Origin of the sequence: Microcella sp., from assembly GCF_030645145.1 — a bacterium.
GTDB lineage: Bacteria > Actinomycetota > Actinomycetes > Actinomycetales > Microbacteriaceae > Microcella.
The window spans coordinates 1-25,544 of sequence record NZ_JAUSMI010000087.1; the positions used below are offsets into that span (position 1 = coordinate 1).

At 72.6% G+C, this 25,544-nt stretch carries 29 protein-coding genes; 12 read left to right on the forward strand and 17 right to left on the reverse strand.

The genetic code is table 11. The features are described 5' to 3' along the window. Nucleotides 1-44: 44 nt before the first annotated feature. The 3 genes from Q7T15_RS05630 to Q7T15_RS05640 form a co-directional block, all read right to left on the reverse strand. A complete protein-coding gene (locus tag Q7T15_RS05630; RefSeq protein WP_304694144.1) occupies nt 45-941 on the reverse strand; it encodes a DMT family transporter in 897 nt (298 codons plus the stop codon). 110 nt (nt 942-1,051) lie between these two features. Next, entirely contained in the window at nt 1,052-1,477 is a 426-nt protein-coding gene (locus tag Q7T15_RS05635) for a hypothetical protein (RefSeq protein ID WP_304694146.1), read from the reverse strand. Nucleotides 1,478-1,648: 171 nt separating this feature from the next. Continuing rightward, the gene (locus Q7T15_RS05640) at nt 1,649-3,028 is read right to left on the reverse strand and encodes a deoxyribodipyrimidine photo-lyase (protein WP_304694148.1); all 1,380 of its coding nucleotides are present in this window, start codon (nt 3,026-3,028) and stop codon (nt 1,649-1,651) included. A gap of 48 nt (nt 3,029-3,076) precedes the next feature. On the opposite strand from Q7T15_RS05640, the gene Q7T15_RS05645 reads away from it, so the two are divergent. Then, nucleotides 3,077-4,081, forward strand: a complete 1,005-nt coding sequence (locus Q7T15_RS05645; RefSeq protein ID WP_304694150.1) for a hypothetical protein — start codon at nt 3,077-3,079, stop codon at nt 4,079-4,081. Here Q7T15_RS05645 and Q7T15_RS05650 read toward each other — a convergent pair. Together Q7T15_RS05650 and Q7T15_RS05655 are read right to left on the reverse strand one after the other, a co-directional pair. Then, nucleotides 4,078-4,506, reverse strand: coding sequence for a MarR family winged helix-turn-helix transcriptional regulator (locus Q7T15_RS05650; RefSeq protein ID WP_304694152.1), 429 nt, complete (start codon nt 4,504-4,506; stop codon nt 4,078-4,080). The genes Q7T15_RS05645 and Q7T15_RS05650 overlap by 4 nt on opposite strands. 224 nt (nt 4,507-4,730) lie before the next feature. After that, nucleotides 4,731-5,597, reverse strand: coding sequence for a hypothetical protein (locus tag Q7T15_RS05655; RefSeq protein WP_304694154.1), 867 nt, complete (start codon nt 5,595-5,597; stop codon nt 4,731-4,733). A gap of 215 nt (nt 5,598-5,812) precedes the next feature. Between Q7T15_RS05655 and Q7T15_RS05660 the strand changes: the two genes are divergently transcribed. Next, nucleotides 5,813-7,180 (forward strand): APC family permease, encoded by a 1,368-nt coding sequence (locus tag Q7T15_RS05660; RefSeq protein WP_304694156.1) that lies wholly within the window; start codon nt 5,813-5,815, stop codon nt 7,178-7,180. On the opposite strand, the gene Q7T15_RS05665 is transcribed toward Q7T15_RS05660, so the two are convergent. Both Q7T15_RS05665 and upp read right to left on the reverse strand, forming a co-directional pair. Further along, nucleotides 7,177-7,869, reverse strand: coding sequence for a winged helix-turn-helix domain-containing protein (locus Q7T15_RS05665; protein ID WP_304694158.1), 693 nt, complete (start codon nt 7,867-7,869; stop codon nt 7,177-7,179). The genes Q7T15_RS05660 and Q7T15_RS05665 overlap by 4 nt on opposite strands. A 250-nt stretch (nt 7,870-8,119) precedes the next feature. After that, entirely contained in the window at nt 8,120-8,755 is a 636-nt protein-coding gene (upp, locus tag Q7T15_RS05670) for a uracil phosphoribosyltransferase (protein WP_055896778.1), read from the reverse strand. 24 nt (nt 8,756-8,779) lie between these two features. On the opposite strand from upp, the gene tadA reads away from it, so the two are divergent. Further along, entirely contained in the window at nt 8,780-9,247 is a 468-nt protein-coding gene (gene tadA, locus Q7T15_RS05675) for a tRNA adenosine(34) deaminase TadA (RefSeq protein WP_304694163.1), read from the forward strand. Between the two features lie 29 nt (nt 9,248-9,276). On the opposite strand, the gene Q7T15_RS05680 is transcribed toward tadA, so the two are convergent. Then, nucleotides 9,277-9,636, reverse strand: a complete 360-nt coding sequence (locus Q7T15_RS05680; protein WP_304694165.1) for a hypothetical protein — start codon at nt 9,634-9,636, stop codon at nt 9,277-9,279. Between the two features lie 23 nt (nt 9,637-9,659). Further along, entirely contained in the window at nt 9,660-10,019 is a 360-nt protein-coding gene (locus tag Q7T15_RS05685) for a hypothetical protein (protein WP_304694167.1), read from the reverse strand. A gap of 62 nt (nt 10,020-10,081) precedes the next feature. Here Q7T15_RS05685 and proC point away from each other — a divergent pair, with 62 nt between their 5' ends. Further along, nucleotides 10,082-10,909 carry a pyrroline-5-carboxylate reductase gene (gene proC, locus Q7T15_RS05690; RefSeq protein ID WP_304694169.1) on the forward strand — a complete coding sequence of 276 codons (828 nt, stop codon included), beginning with the start codon at nt 10,082-10,084 and terminating at the stop codon, nt 10,907-10,909. Between the two features lie 369 nt (nt 10,910-11,278). On the opposite strand, the gene Q7T15_RS05695 is transcribed toward proC, so the two are convergent. Next, nucleotides 11,279-11,950 (reverse strand): TrkA family potassium uptake protein, encoded by a 672-nt coding sequence (locus Q7T15_RS05695; RefSeq protein WP_304694171.1) that lies wholly within the window; start codon nt 11,948-11,950, stop codon nt 11,279-11,281. Next, a complete protein-coding gene (locus Q7T15_RS05700; RefSeq protein ID WP_304694173.1) occupies nt 11,943-13,391 on the reverse strand; it encodes a TrkH family potassium uptake protein in 1,449 nt (482 codons plus the stop codon). The genes Q7T15_RS05695 and Q7T15_RS05700 overlap by 8 nt, the downstream gene beginning before the upstream one ends. A gap of 71 nt (nt 13,392-13,462) precedes the next feature. Here Q7T15_RS05700 and Q7T15_RS05705 point away from each other — a divergent pair, with 71 nt between their 5' ends. The 3 genes from Q7T15_RS05705 to Q7T15_RS05715 all read left to right on the forward strand — a co-directional run bounded on the left by Q7T15_RS05705 (nt 13,463) and on the right by Q7T15_RS05715 (nt 14,493). Next, nucleotides 13,463-13,963, forward strand: coding sequence for a helix-turn-helix transcriptional regulator (locus Q7T15_RS05705; protein WP_304694175.1), 501 nt, complete (start codon nt 13,463-13,465; stop codon nt 13,961-13,963). A gap of 106 nt (nt 13,964-14,069) precedes the next feature. Beyond that, nucleotides 14,070-14,264 carry a helix-turn-helix domain-containing protein gene (locus Q7T15_RS05710; RefSeq protein ID WP_304694177.1) on the forward strand — a complete coding sequence of 65 codons (195 nt, stop codon included), beginning with the start codon at nt 14,070-14,072 and terminating at the stop codon, nt 14,262-14,264. Nucleotides 14,265-14,394: 130 nt separating this feature from the next. Continuing rightward, nucleotides 14,395-14,493 carry a 30S ribosomal protein bS22 gene (locus tag Q7T15_RS05715; RefSeq protein ID WP_003792170.1) on the forward strand — a complete coding sequence of 33 codons (99 nt, stop codon included), beginning with the start codon at nt 14,395-14,397 and terminating at the stop codon, nt 14,491-14,493. Nucleotides 14,494-14,569: 76 nt separating this feature from the next. On the opposite strand, the gene Q7T15_RS05720 is transcribed toward Q7T15_RS05715, so the two are convergent. Next, a complete protein-coding gene (locus Q7T15_RS05720; RefSeq protein WP_304694179.1) occupies nt 14,570-15,358 on the reverse strand; it encodes an HAD family phosphatase in 789 nt (262 codons plus the stop codon). A gap of 35 nt (nt 15,359-15,393) precedes the next feature. Here Q7T15_RS05720 and Q7T15_RS05725 point away from each other — a divergent pair, with 35 nt between their 5' ends. Genes Q7T15_RS05725 through Q7T15_RS05735 form a run of 3 tightly spaced genes read left to right on the forward strand, consistent with a single transcriptional unit; the run spans nt 15,394 to nt 16,711 of the window. After that, on the forward strand, nt 15,394-15,645 hold the full coding sequence (locus Q7T15_RS05725) for a glutaredoxin family protein (RefSeq protein ID WP_304694181.1): 252 nt from the start codon (nt 15,394-15,396) through the stop codon (nt 15,643-15,645). Beyond that, nucleotides 15,642-15,941, forward strand: coding sequence for a Dabb family protein (locus Q7T15_RS05730; protein WP_304694183.1), 300 nt, complete (start codon nt 15,642-15,644; stop codon nt 15,939-15,941). The genes Q7T15_RS05725 and Q7T15_RS05730 overlap by 4 nt, the downstream gene beginning before the upstream one ends. Before the next feature lie 23 nt (nt 15,942-15,964). Continuing rightward, complete coding sequence (locus Q7T15_RS05735; protein WP_304694185.1) at nt 15,965-16,711, forward strand: SOS response-associated peptidase; 747 nt, start codon at nt 15,965-15,967, stop codon at nt 16,709-16,711. 226 nt (nt 16,712-16,937) lie between these two features. Here the strand turns inward: Q7T15_RS05735 and Q7T15_RS05740 are convergent, their stop codons facing one another. Next, the gene (locus tag Q7T15_RS05740) at nt 16,938-17,543 is read right to left on the reverse strand and encodes a thermonuclease family protein (protein WP_304694187.1); all 606 of its coding nucleotides are present in this window, start codon (nt 17,541-17,543) and stop codon (nt 16,938-16,940) included. Nucleotides 17,544-17,610: 67 nt separating this feature from the next. Between Q7T15_RS05740 and Q7T15_RS05745 the strand changes: the two genes are divergently transcribed. Then, the gene (locus tag Q7T15_RS05745) at nt 17,611-18,120 is read left to right on the forward strand and encodes a hypothetical protein (protein ID WP_304694189.1); all 510 of its coding nucleotides are present in this window, start codon (nt 17,611-17,613) and stop codon (nt 18,118-18,120) included. Between the two features lie 15 nt (nt 18,121-18,135). Here Q7T15_RS05745 and Q7T15_RS05750 read toward each other — a convergent pair whose 3' ends face one another. Genes Q7T15_RS05750 through Q7T15_RS05760 form a run of 3 tightly spaced genes read right to left on the reverse strand, consistent with a single transcriptional unit; the run spans nt 18,136 to nt 24,236 of the window. Further along, entirely contained in the window at nt 18,136-18,963 is an 828-nt protein-coding gene (locus Q7T15_RS05750; protein ID WP_304694191.1) for a DNA-formamidopyrimidine glycosylase family protein, read from the reverse strand. Between the two features lie 23 nt (nt 18,964-18,986). After that, nucleotides 18,987-23,543: a DEAD/DEAH box helicase gene (locus tag Q7T15_RS05755; protein WP_304694194.1), complete on the reverse strand. Its 4,557-nt coding sequence runs from the start codon at nt 23,541-23,543 to the stop codon at nt 18,987-18,989. 45 nt (nt 23,544-23,588) lie between these two features. After that, nucleotides 23,589-24,236 (reverse strand): alpha/beta hydrolase, encoded by a 648-nt coding sequence (locus Q7T15_RS05760; protein ID WP_304694196.1) that lies wholly within the window; start codon nt 24,234-24,236, stop codon nt 23,589-23,591. A 52-nt stretch (nt 24,237-24,288) separates the two neighbouring features. Here Q7T15_RS05760 and Q7T15_RS05765 point away from each other — a divergent pair, with 52 nt between their 5' ends. Then, nucleotides 24,289-24,831 carry an NUDIX hydrolase family protein gene (locus Q7T15_RS05765; RefSeq protein WP_055857345.1) on the forward strand — a complete coding sequence of 181 codons (543 nt, stop codon included), beginning with the start codon at nt 24,289-24,291 and terminating at the stop codon, nt 24,829-24,831. Between the two features lie 31 nt (nt 24,832-24,862). Here the strand turns inward: Q7T15_RS05765 and Q7T15_RS05770 are convergent, their stop codons facing one another. Next, nucleotides 24,863-25,399 (reverse strand): GNAT family N-acetyltransferase, encoded by a 537-nt coding sequence (locus Q7T15_RS05770; RefSeq protein WP_304694200.1) that lies wholly within the window; start codon nt 25,397-25,399, stop codon nt 24,863-24,865. Nucleotides 25,400-25,544 lie beyond the last annotated feature (145 nt).

Below are 25,544 nucleotides of genomic sequence, written 5' to 3' on the forward strand. Positions count from 1 at the left end.
CGACTTTCCGCCTCAGCCGCGGCCGGCTCGGGCCGAGGGGTCGCCTACCGTCGCTGCGCCGACGCGACCGCGCCCGCGCTCGCCGCGATGACGAGAGCGATCGCGGCGAGCTGCATGAACGACAGCAGCTGCCCGAGCACGATGAGCCCCGCGAGGGCGGCGACGACGGGCCCGAGGCTCGAGAGCACGCCGAACACTCGCGTCGGCATGGTCTTGAGCGCGATGAACTCGAGCGCGTACGGCAGCGCCGACGTCATGAGCGCGATGCCGGCGAAGACCGCGAGCAGCACCGGTTCCGCCACGACGGCCGCCGTCGCCGATCCCGCCCCGAACGGCACGACGATCACGGCCGCCACGACCATCGCGACGGCGAGCCCGTCGACTCCGCGCACGCTCGTGGCCCCGAGCCTGGCTGAGGCGAGGATGTAGAGGGCCCAGAAGGCGGCGGCCCCCGCGGCGAGGACGATGCCCGCGATCGCGACGGCACCCTGCGAGTCGAGGGCGAGCATCCCGACCCCGATGCCCGCGAGCACGACCCACAGCAGGTCGCGCGGTCGGCGCGTGCCGGCGACGGCGACGGCGAGCGGGCCGAGCAGCTCGACCGCGACGGCCACGCCGATCGGCACGCGCTCGATCGCGAGGTAGATGAGGCTGTTCATGCCCGCGAGACCGATGCCGAGGGCGACGACGCCGATCCACACGCGGCGGGTCCAGCCGCGCACCGAGGGTCGCAGGACGACGAGGAGGATCCCCGCCGCGAAGAGCAGGCGAAGGGATGCGGCGCCGAGGGCGCCGACCTCGGCGAACGTCGTGCCGGCGACGGCGTTGCCGAACTGCACCGAGACGATCGCGGCGATGGCGAGCGGCAGCGGGCCGATGCGCGGGCGTCGCGCGTGCGGGGCGGTCGCGCCCGGAGCGGTCGCGGCGGCGTCGGGGGTCACTCGTCGAGTATGCCGCCCGCGCGCAGAACCGCCCCGCTCCGTGAGGGAGCGGGGCGGTTCCGGGGTGCGTCGGCGACGCCCGAATCGCGCCGACGCGGGTCAGGCGGCGACTAGTCGGAGCTGCCCGGGGAGGCGACCGAGGCGGCCGAGGCGACCGACGCGGGCGAGGCGGGCGACACCGGCGACGCGACCGAGACCGGCGAGGCCGGGCTCACGGGCGAGGCGGGCGACACGGGCGACGGCACGCTCACCGGCGAGGCGACCGAGGCGGGCGACACGGGGGTCGCGGGCGAGATCGGCGAGACGGGGCTCGCGGTCGTCGCGGGCGAGGGGGTGACGATGCTGTCGCTCGAGATGTCGAAGGTGACGTCGGCACCGGGCGTCGCGGCCGACGAGCCGGGGCTCGTGAGTCCGGGGACGGACGTGTCGTCGCTCGTGAGGCCCATCTCGCTGGCGGTCGCGACGGCTCCACCGGCGATGACGCCGAGGCCGAGGGCCGAAGCGGCGCTGACGGCGATCCAGGTCTTCTTCTGCATGATGCTCTCCTTCATTCGGTTCGGGTCTGTGGGGGGAGGGGGCTGGCCTCCCGATGACTCAAGACTCGGGGCCGCGAATGAGACGCGAAGGAGACGCGGGTGAGAGGGTTCTCATCCACGGGACGCGGTCGCCGACCGTCGCGCGCCGTCAGCGCAGGGCGTCGCGCGCCGTCAGCGCAGGGCGTCCCGCGCCTGCTTGGCGGCCTTGACGGACTCGTACGCGTCGAGCGCCGCCTGCCGCGACTCGCGCAGGTCGACCATCGGCTCGGCGTAGTCCTCCGTGCCGGCCTCCGGAACCCACCGGTGCACGTACTCGCCGCGCGGATCGAACTTCTTCGCCTGCAGTTCGGGGTTGAACACGCGGAAGTACGGCGCCGCATCGGCCCCCGACCCCGCGACCCATTGCCACGACGCGGCGTTGCTCGCCTCATCGGCGTCGACGAGCGTGTCCCAGAACCACTCCTCGCCCGTGCGCCAGTCGACCTGCAGGTTCTTCGTGAGGAAGCTCGCGGTGATCATCCGCACCCGGTTGTGCATCCAGCCCGTGCGCCACAGCTGCCGCATCCCCGCGTCGACGATCGGGATGCCCGTCCGCCCGTGCCGCCACCGGTCGAGCTCGTCGTCCCCGGGCGTCGTCCACGGGAACGCGTCGAAGTCCGCCCGGTAGTTGCGCGTCGCGAGGTCGGGGTGGTGGAAGAGGATGTGGTAGCTGAACTCCCGCCAGCCGATCTCGCTCAGGAACTTGTCGCGGTTCTTCCGCGCCGCCGCGTCGAGACCGCCCCGCATCCGATGGCACACCTCGAAGGGGCTGATCTCGCCGAAGCGCAGGTGCGGGCTGAGCATGCTCGTCGCCCGCAGGCCCGGCTCGTCGCGGCGGTGGTAATCGGCGAGCACGTCCTCGGCGAACTCCTCGAGCCGCGCGTGCCCGCCCGCCGACCCGGGGGTCCAGGTCTCGCGCAGCCCCTCGGCCCAGTCGGGGCGGGTGGGCAGCAGACTCCACGTCTCGAGGTCGTCGCCGCCGGGCGCGAGGCCGTCGATGCGCGTCGGTGCCGGCAGGGGCTCGCGCGGCTCGGGGCGGCTGAGGCACGCCTTCCAGTAGGGGGTGAAGACGCCGTAGGGGCCGCCGGCGCCGGTCGTGATGGTCCACGGCTCGAACAGCAGCGAGGCCAGGAAGCTCGTCGCCTCGAGACCGTCGTCGGTCAGGCGCGACTTGAGAGCGGCATCCGTCTGCTTCGCCGCCCCGTAGCGGCGGTTCCAGTAGACGGCGTCGGCGCCGGTCTCCTCGATCAGCGAGCGGATGCTCGGCTCGGCCGCCCCGCGGCGCAGGGTCAGCGCGCCACCGAGGTCGGCGAGCTCCTCGCCGAGCCGCTCGAGCGAATGGTGCAGCCACCACCGGCTCGCGCCGCCGAGCGGGCGCACGCCGGGCGACTCCTCGTCGAGGAGGTAGAGCACGATGACGGGCCGGTCGCGCTCGACGGCCGCCGTGAGCGCCGGGTTGTCGGCGATGCGGAGGTCGTCGCGCAGCCACACGATGCTCGGTGCGCCTGACATGGTGATCAGGCTAGGGGGATGCAGGATAGCCTCACTGAGAGGTCACCGATGGTTTCACAGACACCGCCCTCCCCGGGCGCTTCCGCCGACGAGCGGCCGCCGAGCGAGCCGCATCCCGGCGCCGCGGAGCAGGCGGAGCCGGGGCGCGGCGCCCGCGGCCCCGACGTCTACCGGTATCCGGAGCCCGACACCGCGGAGCTCGCGGCGCGGCATGCGTGCATGACCGAGGTGGTCGACCTCATCGACGAGCTGGGCATCCGCGCCCTGCTCGCCGGGAACATCGTCTTCCCGCCGAACGGCTTCGGCGCCCCGGTGCTGCGGGCGGCCTTCAATCTCGTCGTCGATCCCGCGACGTGCCTCGAGCTCGCGGAGGCGCTCCTCGCCCGCGGATGGGTGGCCGCGCGCGTCCGCTGGTTCGGCATCCTGCCGCCTGCCGTCATCGCCCTGCAGGAGCCGCGCTCGGGCACGCTCCTGAACCTCTTCCCCCTCATCCCGGGGTTCTTCACCGACCCGCAGACGGTCTTCGAGCACGCGTGGGGGTACCGCTGCGAGATGATCGTCTTCGATCGCCGCGTGCCGATCACCGACCGCCTGCTGACGATGGTGCTCTCGGTGCACGACAACCTCGGCCCGCGCGCCGCGGCGCCGAGACCGGAGTCGGAGACCGGCCCGCTCATCGATCGGTTCGCCGCGCTCATCACGAACGACGAACTCGAGCGACTGCCGCGCCTCGTCCGCGGCGTCGGGGCGGAGGGCGTCATGCGCCGGCTCTTCGACGGGCTCGGCCTCCCGCCCGCGGCGACGCGACTGCCGTCGCGGAACTACGCGCGCGCCCGGTACGGGATCCCGGGCGCGGGAGTGCTTTCCCGCCTCCTGCTGCGCGCGATCGAGTCGAGCCCGGGGTACCCGGGCCTCGTGACGCGCGACGTCTGGATGGCGCGGCGATGGGCGCTGCTGCGGCTGCCGAGCGAGATCGCGGGCGCCGCGGTGTTCATCGCTCGGGCGCGACGCGCGCGACGCCGCCTCCTGCGCTCGCGCCTCGTCGCGGGCTAGCCCCGCAGTCGGCGGCAGAGGTCGGCGAGCTGCGCGAGCTCGCCGGGAGCGAGCGATGCGCCCACGCGGCGCGCGATCGAGTCGGCGTGGACGACGGCGACGCGCTTGAAGAGCTCCCACCCCTCGTCGGTGAGCGCGACGATCGTGCCGCGCGCGTCCGACTCGTCGGGCAGCTTCTGGACGAGCCCGCGCACGGCGAGCCGGTCGATGAGCCGCGAGACGCTCGGCTGGCTCAGCAGGAGGTGGGGGATGAGGTCGCGGATGCGCATCCGGCGCTCGGGGGCGCGGCTGAGATTGAGCAGCACGTCGTACTCGGTGAACGAGATCTCGGTGGTCGGGAACTCCGCGGTGAGCTGCCGCAGCACCGAGACCTGGGCGCGGAAGAGCGCCTCCCAGGCGTCGATGGCGAGCGACTTGTCGGTCATGGCTCAACTCTATGCACACGCATGCTCGTGCGGGTCGACGACATGACAAAGGCCCGGCCGCCGAGGCGAGCGACCGGGCCTTTCCCTTGCACCAAGAGTGTCCTGCAATCACATTCCGCGGTAGCTGCCACAGCAAACAACTAACGCTCGATCAATGTATAACGGTGAGGTAACGGTGTCTAGTTATCTGTTCGTTATTTTTCTGCGAGATTACCCAGAGCGGCTCAGGGGCGCTGCGTCGGGGTGGTCGGGTCGACCGGGGGGAGCTTCTGCGTCGGCTCGGCGGCGCCGGTCGTCGTCGGGCGCGTGGCCGTCGTACCGGTGGCCGAGCGCGGCGGAGTCGAGCTGCTCGACGAGCCGGAGCGGACCTCGTCGGCCTTCGCGCGCAGCTGCTCCTTGGCGCTCGGGCTCGAGCTCGCCTCCTCCTTGATGCGGGGCGCCTCGGCCTCGGCCTTCGACAGCCAGCCCTCCCAGCGCGCCTGCATCGGCTTGATGAGGCCGCCGCCGGCGCCGACGATGATGACGCCGCCGATGATCGCGAGCACCGTGATGAGCACGGGCGTCGTGACCGTCGTGGCGATCTCGACCTGGTTGAGCGCGGCCGTGATGCCGAGGAAGAGGATGAAGATGCTCGCGATGTTCGCGATGACCTTCCCGTACGAGAGCCCGCCGAGCATCCCCTGGATCAGGGTCTTCGCGCCGGCCGCGATGGCGGCCGCGACGATGATGATGATGATCGCGACGATCACGCGCGGCAGGAAGGCGATGATGCCCTCGAGCAGGTCGCTCACCGGGTTCGGCCCGAAGACGCCGAAGGCGAACTGCAGGACGAAGAGGACGAGCGTGTAGTAGACGATCTTCGCGATGATGTCGCTCGCGTCGAACTTGGATCGGTCGAGCGCCTTCTTCACGCCCCCGCGCTCGACGAGGCGATCGAACCCGACCCGCTCGAGCAGCTTCTCGAGGCCCTTCGCGATGAGCTTCGCGACGATGAGGCCGACGACGAGGATGATGATGAAGAGGAGGAGCTTGGGCAGGAAGTCGATGACATTCGCGAGCCCGTCTCTGACGATGACGTTGACGTCGTTCATGGAGGAAGCCTTTCGATGAGTGCTGTGCTCATCGAGAGTGCCCCTCGGCCGGGGGTGCGGTCAGGGGCTTGCGCTCCGGCTCGGAGTGGCTCACTATTGCGCGCGCGCCGCGGCTGCTGCTTCCCGGAGAGTGCGGCTGAGCGAGACGGCTAACCCACGCTCGCGGTCGGGTCAAGCCCATGCCGTGGCGCCTCGCGCCCTTTTACCGTGCTCGAATGCCCACCACCCCTGCCTCATTCGAGATCGACGACCAGAGCGGCCTCCCAGCCACACGACTGCGCCGGGCGATCACCGGTCCGCTGCTCTTCCTCTTCATCCTCGGCGACGTGCTCGGCGCCGGCATCTACGCGCTCACGGGGGTCCTCGCGAGCGAGGTCGGCGGCGTCATGTGGGCCTCGCTGCTCATCGCCCTCGCTCTCGCGCTCCTGACCGCCGGCTCGTACGCCGAGCTCGTGACGAAGTATCCGCGCGCCGGTGGCGCAGCGGTCTTCGCCGAGCGCGCCTTCGGTCGCCCCGTGGTGTCGTTCCTCATCGGCTTCTGCATGCTCGCGGCCGGCGTGACGAGCGCGGCCGGGCTGTCCCTCGCCTTCGCCGGCGAGTACCTGCAGGAGTTCGTGCCGGTTCCTGCGTGGATCACGGCCCCGCTCTTCCTCATCCTGGTCGCGCTCCTCAACGCGCGCGGCATCCGCGAGTCCCTCCGCTCGAACGCCGTCATGACCGTGATCGAGCTCACGGGTCTCCTCATCGTGATCGTCGCGGGCGCCGTCCTCCTCGGCGGCGGCGGGGGCGACCCCGCGCGACTCACCGAGTTCCCCGACGGCACGATCCCCGGGCTCGCCCTGCTCGGCGGCGCGATCATCGCGTTCTACTCCTTCGTCGGCTTCGAAGTGTCCGCCAACGTCGCCGAGGAGATGCGGAACCCGCGCCGCGACTATCCCCGCGCCCTCTTCGGAGCCCTCGCCACGGCCGGCGTCGTCTACGTCCTCGTCGCCGTCGCCGCGGGGGTCGCCACCCCGCCGAGCGAGCTCGCGGGCTCCACCGCCCCGCTCCTCGACGTCGTCGAGGCGACGGGATTCGGGATCCCCTCCTGGCTCTTCAGCGCGATCGCCCTCGTCGCGGTGGCGAACGGCGCGCTCCTCACGATGATCATGACGAGCCGGCTGGCCTACGGGATGTCCGAGCAGCGTCTGCTTCCGGGCTCGCTCTCGCGAGTGCTCCCGCAGCGGCGCACCCCCTGGGTCGCCATCATCGCGACGACGGCGGTCGCGATCGTGCTCACGCTCATCGGCGACCTCGCACTGCTCGCCGAGACGGTGGTGCTCCTCCTGCTCGTGGTGTTCATCTCGACGAACGTCTCCGTGCTGGTCCTCCGCCGTGAGCGCGTCGAGCACGAGCACTTCCGCGTCTGGACCCCCGTGCCCGTCCTCGGCATCCTGTCGTGCGTGCTGCTCATGACGCAGCAGGCGCCGCGAGTCTGGCTCACGGCGGGCATCCTGCTCGCCATCGGCGCACTGCTGCACCTCGGCGCCCGAGTCGCCGCACGTCGTCGCCCGGCACCGTCCGACGACGACGCGCGGCGCTAGAAGAAATCGGGCGAGGGCGTCGAGGAGTAGGTGATCGACACGTCGGCGTGGCGGTCGAAGCGGTAGCCGGCACCGCGGACCGTCCGCACGATGTCCTCGTAGCCGCCGAGCTTCGAGCGCAGGCGGCGGACGTGCACGTCGATCGTGCGCTCGTTCGGCACGTCGCCGTCGTCATCGGCGCCCTCCGCCCACAGCGACGAGATGAGCTCGCTGCGGTCGATCGTGCGGCCCTCGCGCAGCACGAGGTACTGCAGGAGCTCGAACTCCTTGTACGTGAGCGGAGCGGTCTCGCCGTCGAGGACGACGCGCTTGCGCGAGATGTCGATGACGACGCCGGGGACGACGCGCTCGGCTGGCGCGTCGCTGCGGCGGTAGCGCGCGAGTGCCGCAGGGTCCTGAAGGGCCAGTCGCACGACGTCGACGTCGCGACCGCCCGCACCGGTCGGAGCGAGGGCGACGGCCGCGTGGGTCTCGGAGCCCGGGGCGAGCTCGGCCGTCACGCGCTTGAGCTCGCTGACGAGACGCCCGAGCTCGATGCCGGCGGCGGCGGCCTTGCGCTCGTCGAGGCCCACGTAGAGCACGAAGCCGCGGGCCTCGCTGCCTGAGGGCATCGCGCGCGGCCGCGCACCCTCACCGGTTGCGGGCCGGGCGGTCTCGGCGGAGTCGAAGGGCTCGTGCGTGTCGGTCATCGGATTCCGATGCGGGAGTCGATCAGCGGACGGTGGTCGGCGGTCACGCGCGCGGTCGACGCGGATCGTCCGTGCGCGGCGGCATCATGCCGGCGTTCCCGAGGGCCTCGAGGGAGGTCAGGGGCAGCGCGTGGACGGTCATGCCCGCCAGTATCCTCGCCGCGCTCGCGCGCGGTCAAGGCGCCCCGCCGCCGCGCGACACACGCCGACACACGCGAACCTGGTTCGCGATCGAGGGGGCGGAAGGCGCTCAGCCGACCGTTCCGTAGAGGCGGTCGCCGGCATCCCCGAGCCCGGGAACGATGTAGCCGTGCTCGTTCAGCCGCTCGTCGAGAGCGCCGAGCACGATCGTCACGTCGCGGCCCTCGACGGCCTTCTCGATCGCGGCGAGGCCCTCGGGGGCGGCGAGCAGGCAGATCGCGGTGACGTCCTGCGCGCCGCGGTCGAAGAGGTACTCGATCGCCGAGAGCAGCGAGCCGCCCGTGGCGAGCATCGGGTCGAGCACGAAGCACTGACGGTTCGACAGGTCGTCGGGCAGGCGCTCGGCGTAGACGCTCGGCTCAAGGGTCTCCTCGTTGCGCACCATGCCGAGGAAGCCGACCTCGGCGCTCGGCACGAGCTTGACCATGCCGTCGAGCATGCCGAGACCCGCGCGCAGGATCGGCACGATGAGCGGGCGCGGCTCGGCGATCGCGAGGCCGACTGTCTGCGTCACCGGCGTCGTGATCGTGACCTCCTCGACGCGCACGTCGCGCGTGGCCTCGTAGGCGAGGAGCGTGACGAGCTCCTCCGTCAGCGCGCGGAAGGTCGGCGAGGGCGTGCGCTCGTCGCGGAGCACCGTGAGCTTGTGGGTGATCAGAGGGTGGTCGGCTACGTGCACTCGCATAGGCTCAATCTAACGGAGGTGGCGATGACCGCAGTGCCCGAGCGCGACCGCGAGGCGATGCGCGAGGCGCTCGCCGAGGCCCGCGCGGCTCTCGACTCCGCGGACGTGCCCGTCGGCGCCGTCGTGCTCGACGCGCAGGGCCGCATCATTGGTCGGGGGCGGAACGAGCGCGAGCGACTCGCCGACCCGACCGCCCATGCGGAGATCGTCGCCCTGCGGGAGGCGGCCACGGCATCCGGCGACTGGCAATTGAGCGGATGCACGCTCGTGGTCAGTCTCGAGCCCTGCGTGATGTGCGCCGGGGCCATCCTGTCGGCGCGCATCCCGCGCGTCGTGTTCGGCGCGTGGGACGACAAAGCCGGTGCGGCCGGGAGCGTGCTCGACGTGTTGCGCGACCGCAGCCTGCCGATCCGCGTCGACGAGGTCGTCGGGGGAGTCCTCGCCGACGAGAGCGCCGAGCTGCTCGGCGAGTTCTTCCGGGCGAGGCGCTGAGCCGGCTCGCGCCGTTCAGCGCCCGTCGGTCACCAGAAGACGGCGAGGATGACGTTGACGAGCGCGAGCCCGCCCGCGGCGTGGAAGAACGGCTTGATGTCCCGGTCGTTCGCGCCCTTCCGGGCACGCATCCACCCCAGAAGCGCCGCAGCGAAGACGCCGATCGCGATGACGAGCTTGACGGCGATCTTCACGTAGTCGATGTCTCTGTCGAGGGGTTCGGCAAGGCCCATCATGCCGATCCCCGTGACGAGCTGCGTGATCGCGCCGTAGAACATGGATGTGATCGCGAAGTTCTCGTTCGCCCGCATCTGCAGGAGGAACGGACCGACGATCGCGGCGAGGCCGATGAAGTGGCCTACGAGGAGGATCGAAAACGCAATGTCCATGGCCGCATCCTGGCAGAGAAGTGCTAGTCGGCGCCTCTGATGACGATGACGTCGGTCGGCGTGTCCATGTCGTCGCGCGGGCCCGCGATGTCGGGCTCGAGCACGATCGCCGAGATGCTGGGCATGGCGGCGCGGATGCCCGCCTTCACCTCGCGCAGGACGGCCACGACATCGGTGACGGGCGTCGAGGGGCCGAACCCGAGCACGGCCGTGACGAGCGACTCGGCGCCGTGCCGGTGGATGACGACCTCGCCGACGCTCTGCACGCCCGGCGTGAGCACGAGCACCTCGCGGATCGCGGCGGCCTCGCGCGGATCGACGCCCGCCGATCCCGCCGCCGGCGCTCCCGGCGTCGTGCTCGTGGTGTCTCCGGTCGCGCTCATGCCTTCGCCCTCCATCGGTCGATCCGCCGCTTGCCGTTGACCCTCCAACCTACACTCGTGGCATGAGCTCGCCACTGCCGTCCACCGCTATTCTGGGAACCGGCTCGATGGGAGGCGCGATCCTCGCCGGTCTCCGCCGGCCCGAGGTCGCGGTCGAGGGCGTGCGCGTCACGACGCGCACCGAGGCCTCCGCCGCCGCGCTCCGCGCACAGGGCGTCGAGGCCCGTGCCATCGAGCACGACAGCGCGGCGAACGCGTGGGCGGTCGAGGGCGCCCGCGTCGTCGTCCTGGGCGTGAAGCCCGTGCAGATCACCGACCTGCTCGCCGAGGTCGGGCCGGCTCTCGACCCCGAGGCGCTCGTCGTGAGCGTGGCCGCGGGCGTGACGACCGCCTCGATGGAGGACGTCGTCGACAACCCCGTCGTGCGGGCCATGCCGAACACCCCCTCGCTCATCGGCCGCGGAGTGACGGGGATCAGCGCGGGCTCGCGCGCCGATCGCTCGGAGCTCGCCCTCGCGACCGCGCTCTTCCGCACCGTCGGGACCGTCATCGAGCTGCCCGAGTCCCAGATCGACGCGCTCTCGACGGTCTCGGGGTCGGGCCCCGCCTACGTCTTCCTGCTCATGGAGGAGCTCACGCGGGCGGCGCAGTCGCTCGGCTTCGACGACGACGTGGCGCGGCTCATGGTGCAGGAGACCTTCCTCGGGGCGACGCTCCTCCTCGAGTCGACGGGCGCCGACCCCGAGGAGCTGCGCCGCCGCGGCACGAGCCCCAAGGGCACGACCGAGCGCGCGATCGCGGTCATGCAGGAGGCCGACCTCGGCGAGATGTTCGAGCGGGCGACCGCCGCGGCGCTCGCTCGGGCCCGCGAGCTCGCCGCCGGCGCGTAGCCGGCGAGCCCGCGCCGCCGCGCCGTGCGCGCCGTGGCCAGAGCGGCCATGGCGGCCGGGTAGCCGGCGAATAGGGACTCGCGCCCGTCTATCGGTCAGTTGTTGCGACGGCTTCAGGTGCGAGCGGTAACGAGTGACCGACAGGCGTGTCCGCGGGCGCCGCGACGAGACCGCCGCGCACCGGCTGGCTCCCGCCGCGCACCGCTGAACGTCTCCGCGCACCGGCTGGCTCCCGCCGCGCACCGCTGAACGTCTCCGCGCACCGCTGAACGTCTCCGCGCACCGCTGAACGTCTCCGCGCACCGCAGAAAGCCCTCCGTCGCCGGCCACGCAGCGGACCGCCTCGGTGGGAGGCGCTCCAGACCGGCCCTAGTTGTCGAGCGAGGCGAAGCGGTCGATGTCGGCCTCGGTGCCCGACACGATGATGAGGTCGTGGTTCGAGACGACCGTCTGCTCGGTCGCGTAGGTGAAGGGCTTGCCCGGGCTCTTCACGCCCACGACGGTGATGCGGTACTTCGAGCGCACCTGCGACTCGGTGAGCGAGAGGCCGCGAATGGGCTTCGGCGGGTACATCTTCACGAGCACGAAGTCGTCGTCGAACTCGATGAAGTCGATCATGCGACCCGAGACGAGGTGCGCGACGCGCTCGCCGGCCTCGGCCTCGGGGTAGATGACGTGGTTCGCGCCGATGCGGGCGAGGATCTTGCCGTGCGACTGGCTGATGGCCTTCGCCCAGATCTGCGGGATCTTGAGGTCGACGAGGTTCGCGGTGATGAGCACGCTCGACTCGATCGACGAGCCGGTCGCGACGACCGCGATCGAGAAGTCCTGCGCGCCGATCTGCCGGAGGGCGTCGATCGATCGGGCGTCGGCCTGCACGGCGTGGGTGATGCGGTCGGCCCACTTCTGCACGAGGTTCGGATCCTCGTCGACCGCGAGCACCTCGCGACCGAGCCGCTGCAGCTGCCCCGCGGTCGCGGCGCCGAAGCGGCCGAGCCCGATCACGAGGACGGGGGCGTCGTGGCGGATGCGCTCAACCAACGATGGGCCTCTCTTCGGGGCGACGGAACAGCTGACGCCGCTGGCTCGCGGCGAGGGCCGCCGCGAGGGTCACTGTACCAACGCGCCCCGCCCACATCGTGGCCGCGAGGACGTACTTCGCCGACTCCTCGAGCTCGGGCCCGGTGAGACCCGTCGACAGGCCGCACGTCGCGAAGGCCGAGATGACGTCGAACAGCACCTGATCGAGCGGTGCCTTGGTGATGTGCAGCACGATGACGGTCGCCGTCGAGACGATCGTCGCGCCCCACAGCACGACGCTGACGGCGAGGCGGAGGACGTCGACAGGGATCCGGCGCTCGAACGCCTCCATGTCTTTCACACCACGGGCCTCGGCGAAGGCGGCGAGGAAGAGCACCGCGAGCGTCGTGACCTTGATGCCGCCCGCGGTCGAGGCCGAGCCTCCGCCGACGAACATCAGCATGTCCATGACGAGCAGCGTCGAACCGTGCATCTCGCCCACGTCGACCGTCGCGAGACCGCCCGAGCGCGTCATCATCGACATGAACCCGGCGGTGAGCGGGCGGTTCCACGGATCCTGCGCGCCGAGCGTGCGCGTGTTGCTCCACTCGAGCAGGCCGATCGCGATCCAGCCGATCGCGAGCAGCACGAGCGTCGTGAAGAGAGTCAGGCGCGCATGCACCGAGAGGCGCGCGCGGCTCTTGACCCAGCGGGCGAGCGCGAAGATCACGGGGAAGCCGATGGCGCCGAGGAAGACGGCGATCGACAGCACCGTGAGCATCCAGATGTCGCTCGCGAACAGCTCCATGCCCTGCGGGAACGGGACGAAGCCCGTGTTCGTGAAGGCCGAGAGCGACAGGTAGAAGCCCATCCAGATGGCCGACCACACGTCGAAGCCCTCAAGGAGCAGTCGCGGCACGACCAGTGCGGTGATGGCGAGCTCGATGATGATCGCGCTCAGCGCGACGGTGGCGAGCAGGGTGCCGATCTCGCCGAGGCGCACGGCCTGCGACTCGGAGACGGGCCCGGCGTGCACGCGCGAGGGGTTCGTGTCGGAGGCCGCGACGAGCTTCGCGCGCAGCCCCATGCGCTTGGCGACGACGAGACCGAGGATGCTCGCCATCGTCAGCACGCCGATGCCGCCGATCTGCATCGCCAGGATGATGACGACATTGCCGAAGACCGACCAGTGCGACGACATGTCGACCACCGTGAGGCCCGTCACGCAGATGGCCGAGACGGCGGTGAAGAGCGCGTCGACGAGCGGAGTCCACTCCCGCTCGCCCGCGCGGGCGATCGGGAGGGTGAGCAGGAGCGTCGTGATGAGGATGAGGCCCGAGAAGACGACGATCGCGAAGCGCGCGGGGGATGTCGTGGTCACGTTGGCGACCGCATTGCGCGCGCGGCGCAGCGGGCCGATTCCGTCATCGCGGCGCACGCCGGGCCGGGTGGCAGTGGACATGCAGTGGTCTCCCCTCGGCCCGCGGGCCGCTGTCATGGTACTCCCGCCCGCGGCTGAACTAGGTTTGACCCATGGCCGACATCTTCGACGTGATCGCCGACGCCACGCGTCGTGAGCTGCTGGAGCACCTTCGCGAGGCGGCGCTCGCCTCGACGAGCGGCGAGCTGAGCGTGGGGGAGCTCGTCGAGCGCATGGATGCGACGCAGCCGACCGTGTCAAAGCACCTCAAGGTGCTGCGCGACCACGGCCTCGTCCACGTGCGCGACGAGGGTCAGCACCGCTACTACCGCATCGACGTCGAGCCGCTCGAGGAGGTCGAGGACTTCCTGCTCCCGTTCCTCGCGCTCGACGACGCCCAGTCGGGGGCGAGCATCCCGATCTTCGCCGCGTGGGCGGGCGCCGACGTCGAGCACGCGGGCAGCACGATGGGTCGCGCCGCCGCCGACGCCTCCTACCGCGCGCGCTCGGCGATCCAGGGCGCCCAGGGTCGCTTCGCCGACGTGCAGGAGCAGCTGCACGAGGTGCAGGAGAAGGTCTCGCGCCGCTTCCCGTGGCGCCGCGACGAGCCCTGAGACAGCCCCCGTTCGGGCGGCTTTACACCCGTCACACCAGCCCCTACAGTTTCAACGCGCGGCCCCGTCATCCCGACGGTCGGCGCGCGGACGAAGGACTCAGCGGATGACCCGGGATCTCTCAGAGGTGCGCTTCCTCACCGTGGCCGAGGTGGCCGACATGATGCGCGTCTCGACCATGACGGTCTACCGCCTCGTGCACGCCGGCGAGCTTCCGGCGATCCGCTTCGGGCGCTCGTTCCGCATCCCCGAGTCCGCCGTCGCCGAGGCCGTCCGCCCGCCCGTCGCCGACGTCGGCTGAACGCCGCCCCGTCCCGCCCGCAGCGGCACCTCTCGCACGGCGCGCCTGGCGCCTGCGCTAGACTTCTGCGGTACATGACCGGGTCTGAACGGGCCACCGGTTCGTTCAGGCTGAAGATCAGAGGTTTTTCATGGGTTCTGTCATCAAGAAGCGCCGCAAGCGGATGGCGAAGAAGAAGCACCGCAAGCTGCTGCGCAAGACGCGTCACCAGCGTCGCAACAAGAAGTAGAGCATCCGCTCACCGCAAGCGCTCGGCCCTCGGGTCGGGCGCTTTCGCGTTGCCGGCCACGAGATCGGCCGCGTCGTCAGCGCTGCTGATCGCGGCGGCCCGAGCGGAGAACGGCCCTCGCCTCGCGGCGGATCCGCTTGCGCGCCGCGCGCACGCTCGCCGCACCGGCCGTGAGGATCGGCCAGGCGTGCGCCCGCGCGTGCCGCGAGAGCGCGTGGTCGGGGTTCACGACGACGCGGTTGCCGACGAGCGCGAGCAGCGGGATGTCGTTGCGGCTGTCGCTGTACGCCCAGCAGTCGGAGAGCTTCGCGCCGCGCTCGGCCGCGAGCGCCTCCGCGACCTCGGCCTTGCGCTCGCCGTGCATGATCGCTCCGTCGAGCTCCCCGGTGAAGACCCCGCCCCGGCTGCGGATGCGCGTGCCGACCGCCCCGGTCAGGCCCAGCCGCTGCGCCATGACGCTCGCCATCGCATCCGGAGTCGCACTGAGCAGCCACACCTCGTGGCCCTTCGCGCGGTGCTCGCGCGCGAGCGCGACCGTCTCGGGGATGAGCCGCTGGTGGATGGAGCGCTCGTAGCTGTCGACCGCGAGTCGCGAGAGCTCGCCCTCGGTTCGGCCCGCGACGAGAGCGAGCGCCCTCTCGCGGACCGACAGCTGGTGCTGGGTGTTCTCGCCGACGGCGATGAACCGCGCCTGCGCCCACGCGAAGCCGAGGACGTCGCGGAGGCGGATGAAGCCCTCGCGCCACGCGGCGGTGCCGATGTGGAAGATGCTCGCGCCGCGCATGAGCGTGTTGTCGATGTCGAAGAAGGCGAGGATCGGCGTCGTCGACGGGGTGTCGGCGGCGCTGCCGTGCGTGGTGGACATCACCGACAGCATACGTGCGGTCGTAGGCTGACCCCGTGCCCGCGACGACCGTGACGCTGCTCAGCCGACCCGGCTGCCACCTGTGCGACGACGCGCGCGCGATCGCGACGCGGGTCGTCGGCGAGGTCGGCGGCGTCGCGTTCGAGGAGCGCAGCATCCTCGACGACGCATCGCTGCTCGAGCGCTACCGCGACGAGATCCCGGTCGTGCTCATCGACGGCGCCGTGCACACCATCTGGCGGGTCGACGAGGCCCGTCTCCGTTCCGCACTTCTGGAGGATCAGTGATCAGGCACATCGTCTCGTGGACCCTGCAGGCTCCCGACGCGGAGGGCAAGGCCGCCGCGATCGAGGGAATGCGCGAACGGCTCGAGCCGCTCGTCGGGGTGATCCCGGGGCTGATGTCGCTCGTCGTGCGCGGCGACATCGGCCAGGTCGAGGCGAACTGGGATGTCGTGCTCGTCTCGGAGCACGAGAGCGCCGAGGCGCTCGCCGCCTACCAGGTGCACCCCGACCACGTCGCCGTGGCGCCGTTCGTGCGCAGCGTCGTCGTCGACAAGTCGTGCGTCGACTACGAGCTCTGACGCTCTGCTGACGGGGGTTCGCGATGTGCGGTCGGTACGCCAACACCAAGAGCGGTGAGGAGCTCGGCCGCTACTTCGTGGCCGACGAGGTCGACGAGGTGCGGCTGTCGCCGAGCTGGAACATCGCGCCGACGCAGCGGATCCACGTCGTCGTCGACACGGTGCCGAAGGATCTCGCCGGTTCGGGCGCCGATGCTCCCGTCACCCGCCGCGTGACGACGGCGCGCTGGTCGCTCGTGCCGCGGTTCCAGAAGGAGCTCGCCTCGAAGTACCCGACGTTCAACGCGCGCAGCGAGACCGCGGCCGAGAAGCCGACCTTCCGCTCGTCGGTCGTGCGCAGCCGCGCGCTCGTCCCGGCCGACGGGTACTACGAGTGGCTCACGGTCGGAAAGATCAAGACGCCCTACTTCGTCACCGACCCGGAGGAGGGCGAGCTCGCGTTCGCCGGGCTGTACTCGTGGTGGCGGCCGCCGGTGGCGGCCGGGTCGGACGGGGCTGAGGGCATCGAGCCGGAGCCGTGGGTGCTGACCGCGACGATCCTGACGCGGGCGGCCGCGGGGCCGGCGGCGCGCATCCACGATCGGATCCCCGTGATGCTGCCCCGCGCGGAGTGGGACACGTGGCTCGACCCGACGATCGCCGGCGACCACGCGCTCGTGCAGCACGCCGTCGCGGCGTCGCAGACGGTGATCGAGCGGCTCGCCGTGCACGAGGTCGCGCCGCTGCGCGGCGACGGGCCCGAGCTGATCGCGCCGCTCAACCCGCTGTAGCGCGGGCGCCGCCGCCGCGGCCGCCGCCGTCCCCGGCTCCGAGGTCAGCAGGCTCGACCACGTTTCGCGTCTATCGGTCAGTCGTTGCGCGTCACGAGACACCCGCCCGCAACGAGTGCCCGATAGACGCGGACCGGTGCCTGCGCGTCAGCAAATATGCGCTGGACAACGCCGCGCTCGTGGTCGTCACTGCCTTGGGGCCGCGGCACCTGGCGGGCCGGCCCGACTAGGGGGCGGGGCAGCTGCCCCACAGGCCGCGGCCGGCATCGCGGGCCGCGCGCTCGGCCGCCTGCAGCTCGGGCCAGTAGCGGTCGTTGGGCTCGACCCGGATGGCCTCGGCGTAGCCCTGCGCGACGAGCTCGAGGTTGATGAGGGTGCCGTCGGCGGCGTAGAGGTACATGAGCTCGCGCTCGTAGCGGTCCTGCGGGTCGCGGTCGTAGGCGTATCCGACCTCGCTGCCGACGGGTGCGAGGGCCTCGAGCGCTGCGGACGCCTCAGGCCCGAAGCACTCGAGCGGGTCCCGCACCTCCGGAGTGTCGAGCCCGATGAGCCGCACGCGCAGCTCGTCGCCGCCGATGCGCAGGCGCACGGTGTCGCCGTCCGTGATCGACGCGATCGTGCCCGTGCCGGTCGGCTCGCCGAGAGAGCCGCTGTCCGAGCCCGATCCCGATCCTGATCCCGAGCCGCCGCCCGAGCCGCCGCCCGACCCCGTGTCCGGTTCGCCCGGCACTCCGCGGTCCGGCTCGCGCAGCTCGACCGGGAGGAGCGAGCAGCCGGCGGCCGCGCCGAGCACGAGCAGCGCGGCGAGCGCGAGGGCGGGGGAGCGGGGCACGCTGCGAGGCTACCCGGGAGCATCCGAGGCTGCCGGTCGTATGCTGACGCCGACGGAAGGACCCGCCGTGACCGACGACCGCTCACCCGGAATCGACCCGCGATTCCCCGAGGTCTACCAGCGCGCCGGAGCCGACGCGCCGATGACCGCCCCGGTCCGCCGCGCGCCGGCCCGACCCTCCGACCCCCGCCCCGTGATCGATGAGGGGATGGCGGCGCCGAGCGCCGCTCCCGGCCCGCGTGGGCCGGCGGCGCCGAGCGTCGCGGCGCGCGCCGAGAAGCCGGAGCGCTCGCTCGAGCTCGTCGTCGTCGGCAACCCGTGGCTACGCGCGCTGTGGGTCGTCGGCGGTGCCACGCTGCTGCTCGGCATCGGCGCGATCCTCTACGCGCAGAACGCGTTCCTCGACGCGAGCACCTCGGGCTTCGACCGCGCCGCGCTCGTGCTGCCGACGATCGCGAGCGAGCTCTCCGGCCCGCTCGTGACCGGCGGCGTGCTCGCTCTCGTCGCCGCGACGTGCCTGCGCATCGCCGCGTGGCGGCCGAAGGGGTACCGCACCCTCGAGCCCGACGGCCAGTAGCAGCCCAGCAGCAGCTCAGCGCTGACAGGTCGGGCAGACGAAGGTCTGCCGCTCGGTCAGGGCGTCGTCGCCGAGCATCCCCATGCGGATGCGCGTGCCGCACCGTCGGCAGGGCTCGTGCTCGCGGTGCGCGACCCACACCCGCTTGCCGCGCCGGGTGTCGCCCGTCGTGACGCGCTCGACGCGATCGCGGTTGGCGCGGATGAGACGCACGGCGAGGTCGAGGACGGCCGCCGCATCCGTCTGCCCGATCGGGGTCTCGGGCAGGATTCCGCGGAGGAACAGCACCTCGTTGCGGTAGTCGTTGCCGAGGCCCGCGACGTTCCGCTGGTCGAGGAGGGCGAGACCGATCGGCCGCTCGGGGTCGGCGGTCAGGCGGCGCAGCGCCTCGTCGCGGTCGAACGTCGGCCCGAGCGGATCGGGGCCGAGGTAGCCGATGATCGACTCCTCGTCGCGAGTGGGCACGAGCTCGAGCTCGCCGAGGGCGAAGCCGACGGCCTGCCAGCCGGTCTCGTCGCGGCCATCATCCGTGCCGGTGTCGCCGCCGTCGGGCGCGGCGCCGACCTCGAGCACCATGCGCGCCTCGAACGCCGGTCGTCGCCACTTGCTGCCGGGCCGGTAGACGTGCCACGAGCCCTCCATCTTGAGGTGCGAGTGCACGGTCGTCTCGTCGATGCGCATGAGCAGGTGCTTGCCGATGGCGACGACCTCGTGCACGGTCTGCCCGCTGAGGTCGACCGTCGCGAACGCCGGCACGCGGATGTCGCACCGCGTCACCTCGCGCCCCGCGAGCACCTCGTTCAGGCGCCGCGCGGCGCGGTGGACGGTATCGCCCTCGGGCATCGCGCCTCCTCCCCCGCCTCGGCCTAGATCCGCAGCCGCAGGCCCTGCGGCGTCGCGACGAAGCCGGCCTCCTGCAGCGCCTCGGCGAACGCGGTGCCGAAGACGCTCGCGCCGTTGACGCGCTCGATGCGGAGCGAGCGCAGGCGGGCGCGCACGACGGTGGCGAGCTCGGTCGCGGCCGCGGCGAGCTCGGCGGAGTCGTCGGTGAAGGTGAGCGCGCTCTTGCCGCCGCGCTCGAGGTACGCGACGAGGTGCCCGTCGACGAGGGCGACGAGGGCTCCGGCCTTGCGCCCCGGCCGGTGCGCGGGCGTGCCGACGACGGGGTCGTCCGCGGCGCCCGGCCACGGCAGGGCCGCGCCGTAGGGGTTCGCGGGGTCGGTCGCGGCGAGGACGAGCGGCGCCAGGGCGGGGGCCGCATCCTGATCGCGAACGAAGGTGCGCAGCCGGTCGACCGTCGCGGGGGTGCCGAACTGCGCGGCGCCGAGGTGCTCGACGAAGTAGCCGCGGCGCACGCGCCCGGCCTCCTCCATGCGCGCGAGCACCTTGTACATGAGCGCGAAGCCGCCGCGCACGTTCTCGGCCTGCACGGCTCCGCGCGTGACGACGCCGTACCGCTCGAGCAGGCTGTCGGCGAGGTGCGCGCCGCGGCGCGTCGGGTCGAGGTCGCGCTCGGGCAGGAGCGACCAGCGCCCGGCGGTCGACGGCGGGCCCGAGCGGGCGGGCATCGTCGGGCGGGCGTAGCCGCGGTACGCGCGCGGCCGCGGTGCCCGAGCGGCGCTCGATCGCTTCGAGCCGCCGAGCATCGCGCGCACGGGCGCGAACGTGTCGTTCGTGATGAGCCCCGCCCAGACGAGCTGCCACAGGTCGTCGGCGAGGCGCGCGTCGTCGGTCGCGCCGGTCGCGTCGGCGAGCTGGCGGAAGAAGAACCCGCCGCCGCCTGCGAGCACCGAGAGGATGCCCTCCTGCCGTTCGGCCGCGCCGGCGTCGGCCTCGAGGGCGGCCGGCTCGGCGAGGCTCAGAGGCGCGAGGTGCGGCAGGTGGATGCTCAGCCAGCCGTCGCTGCCCGGCAGCGACCCGCCGCCGGACCAGACGAGCTCGCCGCTCGCCATGAGCTCGTCGAGCCACGCCGGCGAGTAGTCGCGCACGCGGCTCGGCAGCACCAGGGTCTCCCACGCCGAGGCCGGAAGCGCGACGCCCTGCAGCTGCTCGGCGGCCTGCAGAACGCCGTCGATGCCCCGCAGCGCGCCGCCGCCCGCGCTGGCGCCGCCCGAGCCGGCCCCGCGGCCGACGTGCTGCCACGCGGGCAGGAAGCGGCCGAGGGCGCCCGCGCTCACGGGCTCGATCTCGGCGCGGAGGGCGGCGAGGCTGCGGCTCCGGAGGCGGCGGAGCACCTCGGCGTCGACCCACTCGGTGCCGCTCGCCCCGGGCCGGAACTCGCCCTCGATGACGCGGCGGTCGCTCGCGAGCCGGCGCAGGGCATCCGTCACGACCGCGATGCCCAGCCCCAGCCGGTCGGCGACGTCGTGCGCCGTGAACGGCCCGTGCGTGCGGGCGAAGCGGGCGACGAGGTCGCCGAGCGGGTCGGGCACCGGATCGAGAAAGGCACTTGGCACGCCGTGGGGGGTGGGCGTGCCGAGGGCGTCGCGGAGGCGCGCGGCGTCCTCGACCACGGCCCAGCGCTCGACGCTCGCGCCGGCCGCGTCGCGCACGGCGAAGCGGAAGACGCGGTTGGTGCGCGCGAGGGCGACGAGCCACTCCTCGACTCTCGCGCCGTCGACCGCGCGCGCGGCGAGCTCGTCGACGGAGTGCGGGCCGAGGATGCGCAGCAGGTCGACGACGCCCTCGTCGTCCTTCGCGCGGCGGTCGGGGGCGAGGCGCTGCAGCTCGGCCTCGGTCTGCGCGATGACCTCGGGGTCGAGGATCTCGCGCAGCTCGGCGCGGCCCAGCAGCTCGGCGAGGAGGGTCGAGTCGATGCTGAGGGCGGCCGCGCGGCGCTCGGCGAGCGGGCTGTCGCCCTCGTAGAGGAAGGCCGCGACGTAGCCGAACAGCAGCGACCGCGCGAAGGGCGAGGGGCTCGGGGTCTCGACCTCGATGATGCGCAGCTCGCGCTGGTCGATCGCCGTCGCGATCGCCGTGAGTCCTGGCAGGTCGTAGACGTCGCTCAGCACCTCGCGGATCGTCTCGAGCACGATCGGGAAGCTCGGGAACTCGCGCGCGACCTCGAGCAGCTGGCTCGCGCGCTGGCGCTGCTGCCACAGCGGCGAGCGCTGCGAGGGGTTGCGGCGCGGCAGCAGGAGGGCGCGCTGCGCGCACTCGCGGAAGCGCGCGGCGAAGACGGCCGAGCCGCCGACCTCGCTCGTCACGAGCGCGTCGAGCTCGGCCGGGTCGAAGAGGAACAGCTCGGCCCCGGGCGCCTCCGCCTCCGTGTCGGGCAGCCGCACGACGATGCCGTCGTCGGCCGCGATCGCCGCGCCGTCGAAGCCGTGCCGCTCGCGCAGCCGCGCCGAGATCGCGAGCGCCCACGGCGCGTGCACGCCGAGCCCGAAGGGGGAGTGCAGGATGACCCGCCAGTCGCCGAGCTCGTCGCGGAACCGCTCGATCACGAGAGTCGAATCGGTCGGCAGCTGGCCGGTCGCCGCGACCTGCTCGGTGAGCAGCGCGTCGAGATTCATGATGGCGCGATCGTCGAGACCGGCGGCGCGCAGGCGGTCTCGCCGGGCATCCGGCGAGGCGGCGGCGAGCTCGCGGGTCGTCGCTCCGAGCGCGCGGCCCAGCTCGGCCGGGCGCCCGAGGCCGTCGCCCTTCCAGAACGGAACCTTGCCGGGCTGGCCGAACGCGGGGGTGACGACGACGCGGTCATGCGTGATCTCCTCGATCCGCCAGCTCGTCGCGCCGAGGGCGAAGACGTCGCCGACGCGGGACTCGTAGACCATCTCCTCGTCGAGCTCGCCGACGCGTGACTTTCGCTCGCCCACGAGGAAGACGCCGAACAGCCCGCGGTCCGGGATGGTGCCGCCGCTCGTGACGGCGAGCCGCTGCGCGCCGGGGCGGCCGGAGAGCTGACCGCTCACGCGATCCCACACGATGCGCGGGCGCAGCTCGGCGAAGCGATCGCTCGGGTAGCGGCCGCTCAGCAGGTCGAGCACCGCCTCGTAGGCCGAGCGCGGCAGGGTCGCGAAGGGGGCGCTGCGGCGCACGGCGTCGAACCATTCGTCGATGTCGGCGGGCTCGAGGGCGACGTGCGCGACGGTCTGCTGGGCGAGCACGTCGAGCGGGTTCGCCGGGACGCTCAGCTGCTCGATCTGCCCGGCGAGCATGCGCTCGCTCGCGACCGTCGCGTGCAGCACGTCGGCGCGGTGCTTGGGCACGATGACGCCGCGGCTGATCTCGCCCACCTGGTGCCCGGCGCGGCCGAGGCGCTGCAGGCCGCTCGCGACGCTCGGCGGCGACTCCACCTGGATCACGAGGTCGACCGCGCCCATGTCGATGCCGAGCTCGAGGCTGCTCGTCGCGACGACGCACCGCAGGCGGCCTGACTTCAGGGCGTCCTCGATCTCGGCGCGCTGATCCTTCGAGACCGAGCCGTGGTGCGCGCGGGCGAGCAGCTCGGCGCCATCGCCGAGCCTTTCGGCGTAGATCTCGTTGAGCCGCGCCGTCAGCCGCTCGGCGAGCCGCCGCGAGTTCGCGAACACGATCGTCGACCGGTTGGCGAGCACGCGGTCGACGATGTCCTCCTCGACGTGCGGCCAGATCGACGGGTTCGCCGCCCCGCCCGCGGCCGAGCCCTCGTCGTCGACGGGGCCGACGGGCGGCGGCTGCGTCATGTCGTCGACGGGCACGACGACGCGCAGGTCGAAGGTCTTCGCCGCGGGCGGCTGCACGACCGTGACGGGCGCCTGCCCGCCGAGGAACCGCGCGACCTCCTCGACCGGCCGCACCGTCGCCGAGAGCCCGATGCGCTGCACGGGGCGCGCGAGTCGCGCGTCGAGCCGCTCGAGGCTCAGCGCGAGGTGCGCGCCGCGCTTCGTGCCGGCGACGGCGTGCACCTCGTCGACGATCACGGTCGTCACCGCGTCGAGCGTCTCGCGCGCGCTCGACGTGAGCATGAGATACAGGCTCTCGGGGGTCGTGATGAGGACGTCCGGGGGCGTCCTCTGCAGCGCCCGCCGCTCCGCCGAGGGCGTGTCGCCCGATCGCACGCCCACCGTGATCGTCGGAGCCGGGTGGCCCAGCCGCGCCGCGGTCTGCGTCACGCCGATGAGCGGCGAGCGCAGGTTGCGCTCCACGTCGACGCCGAGGGCCTTGAGGGGGGAGATGTAGAGGACGCGCGTGCGCCGCGGCTCGTCGGCGCTCGCTGGAGTCGCCGCCGGCTCGGCGATGAGTCGGTCGATCGACCAGAGGAACGCCGCGAGCGTCTTGCCCGAGCCCGTCGGCGCGACGACGAGGGCGTTCGATCCGCTCGAGATGGCCTCCCACGCCCCGAGCTGCGCGGGCGTCGGCGCCGGGAACGCCCCCTCGAACCACGTGCGCGTCGCCGGGGCGAACCGGCCGAGCACGCGATCGAGGTCGGGGGAGGTCATCCGTTCATCATGCACGCGACGGCCGACAGCACCCCTTGCCGGTTCTCAGCGCGCGGTCGGGTCGGAGGGCGCGGCGTAGAACGGGCGCAGGAAGCCGAGGACGTCGCTGAGCTCGGCCTCGCTCACGGCGTGGCCGAGGCCCTCGTAGATGCGGTCGGTGACGGCCGCGTGACGCGGCAGCCAGTCGTGGGTGTGCTCGATGAGGGCGGGCGCGATGACCTGGTCGAGGGTTCCGCGGCCCCAGAAGACGGGAGGCTTCTGGTCGAGCATCCGGTCGTCGGCGGGGGCGGGGCCGGGGACGACGAATCCGGCGAGGCTGACGGCGAAGTCGAAGCGCTCGGGCGCGTGGCGCAGCAGCTGGATCGCCATCGACCCGCCCTGGCTGAAGCCGAGCAGGCCTACGCTCGCGGCGGGCTGCCGGTCGAGCCAGTGCAGGATGCCGCGCGCGGCGGCGTCGGCCTGCGGGCCGCGGTCGTCGGTGATGTCGTACCAGGCGTACCCGAGTCCGGAGCGCAGCGGGCCGCGCAGGCTCGCGATGACGGGCTGCAGCGGCAGGTACTGCGAGAGGCCGAAGAGGTCGCCCTCGTGCGAGCCGTAGCCGTGCATGAGGACGAGCAGGGGGCGCTCGGCGCGCTCGTGCTCGGGGGCCGACCACATGATCGCGGAGTCGTCGATGAGCTGCATCCCGGTCATGCCTCGAGTCAACACCACCGGCCTCTTCGCCCGCCTGGGGTAAGAATGAGGCATGGCCAACACGCGCACGCCCGACCCCAACCCCGGCTGGCTGTCGGACGACGAGCTCGAGCAGATCCGTCGCCGACTGCCGCTGCTGTACGTCGAGGCCGTGCCGGTGCGCGTCGACGGCATGGGGCAGGTGACCGAGGTGGGCGTGCTGCTGCGCGTCAACACGTCGGGATCGATGACCCGCACGCTCGTGTCGGGCCGCGTGATGTACGGCGAGACGCTGCGCGACGCGCTCTTCCGCCACCTCGAGAAGGATCTCGGGCCGATGGCCTTCCCGCAGCTGCCGGCGTCGCCGAACCCGTTCCACGTCGCCGAGTACTTCCCGCTGCCCGGCGTCTCGCGCTTCAGCGACGACCGTCAGCACGCGGTCGCGCTCGCCTACGTCGTCCCCGTCACGGGAACCTGCGACCCGCGGCAGGACGCCCTCGAGCTCACGTGGCTCACGCCCGAGGAGGCCGCGTCGGAGCGCGTCTCGGCCGAGATGGAGGGCGGGCGCGGTGTGCTGCTGCGGGCCGCGCTCGCGTCGGTGGGCGTGCTGCCGTAGGTCCCGTCCCGCCGCGTCGCGCGGTGCGCTCTCAGCGCACCATGCGCGAGCAGTGGGCGTCGTCCCAGGGCGAGTACGGATGCCCGAGGCCGTCGAGCGCGAATCCGTGCTTCTCGTAGAAGCGGCGCGCCCGCTCGTTCGCGGTGACGATCCACGCGTAGGCGGGTCGGCCGTCGAGCACGCCGTCGAGCAGGCGCGCGCCGAGCCCCGAGCCGTGCGTGCTCACGAGCGTGTAGAGCGAGTCGAGCTTCGTCGGGCGCGGAGCCTCGGGGTCGTCGCTCGGGGCGCTCCGCGCGAAGCCGACGGGCTCGGGCGGCTCGCTGCGCGACGCGGCCGAGCTCGGGTCGTGCCGCTCGGCGACGAGCACGATCGAGCCCGGAACGGTGGCGTCGGCCGAGCCCGCGGCGAGCATCCCGGCCCATTCGTCGGCGAGCGATTCGGCGCTCGCCGCGGCGAGGAATCGGTCGCTCAGGACCCCGGCGTAGGTCTCGAGCCAGCACGCCCGGTGCAGGCGGCCGAGCGCGGGGGCGTCGGCGAGCGTCGCGGGGCGGATGCGGAACTCGAGCACCCCGAGAGCCTAGAACCTGCGCGCCCCGCGCCCGCTCAGGGCCGTGAGCTCTGCGGGAATGCTGCCCGCCGCCTCCGCCCTACCGTTGTTGAGGAGTGACGTAATTCGATTTCGACACTCCTCGACAACGGTAGGGCGGCGATCG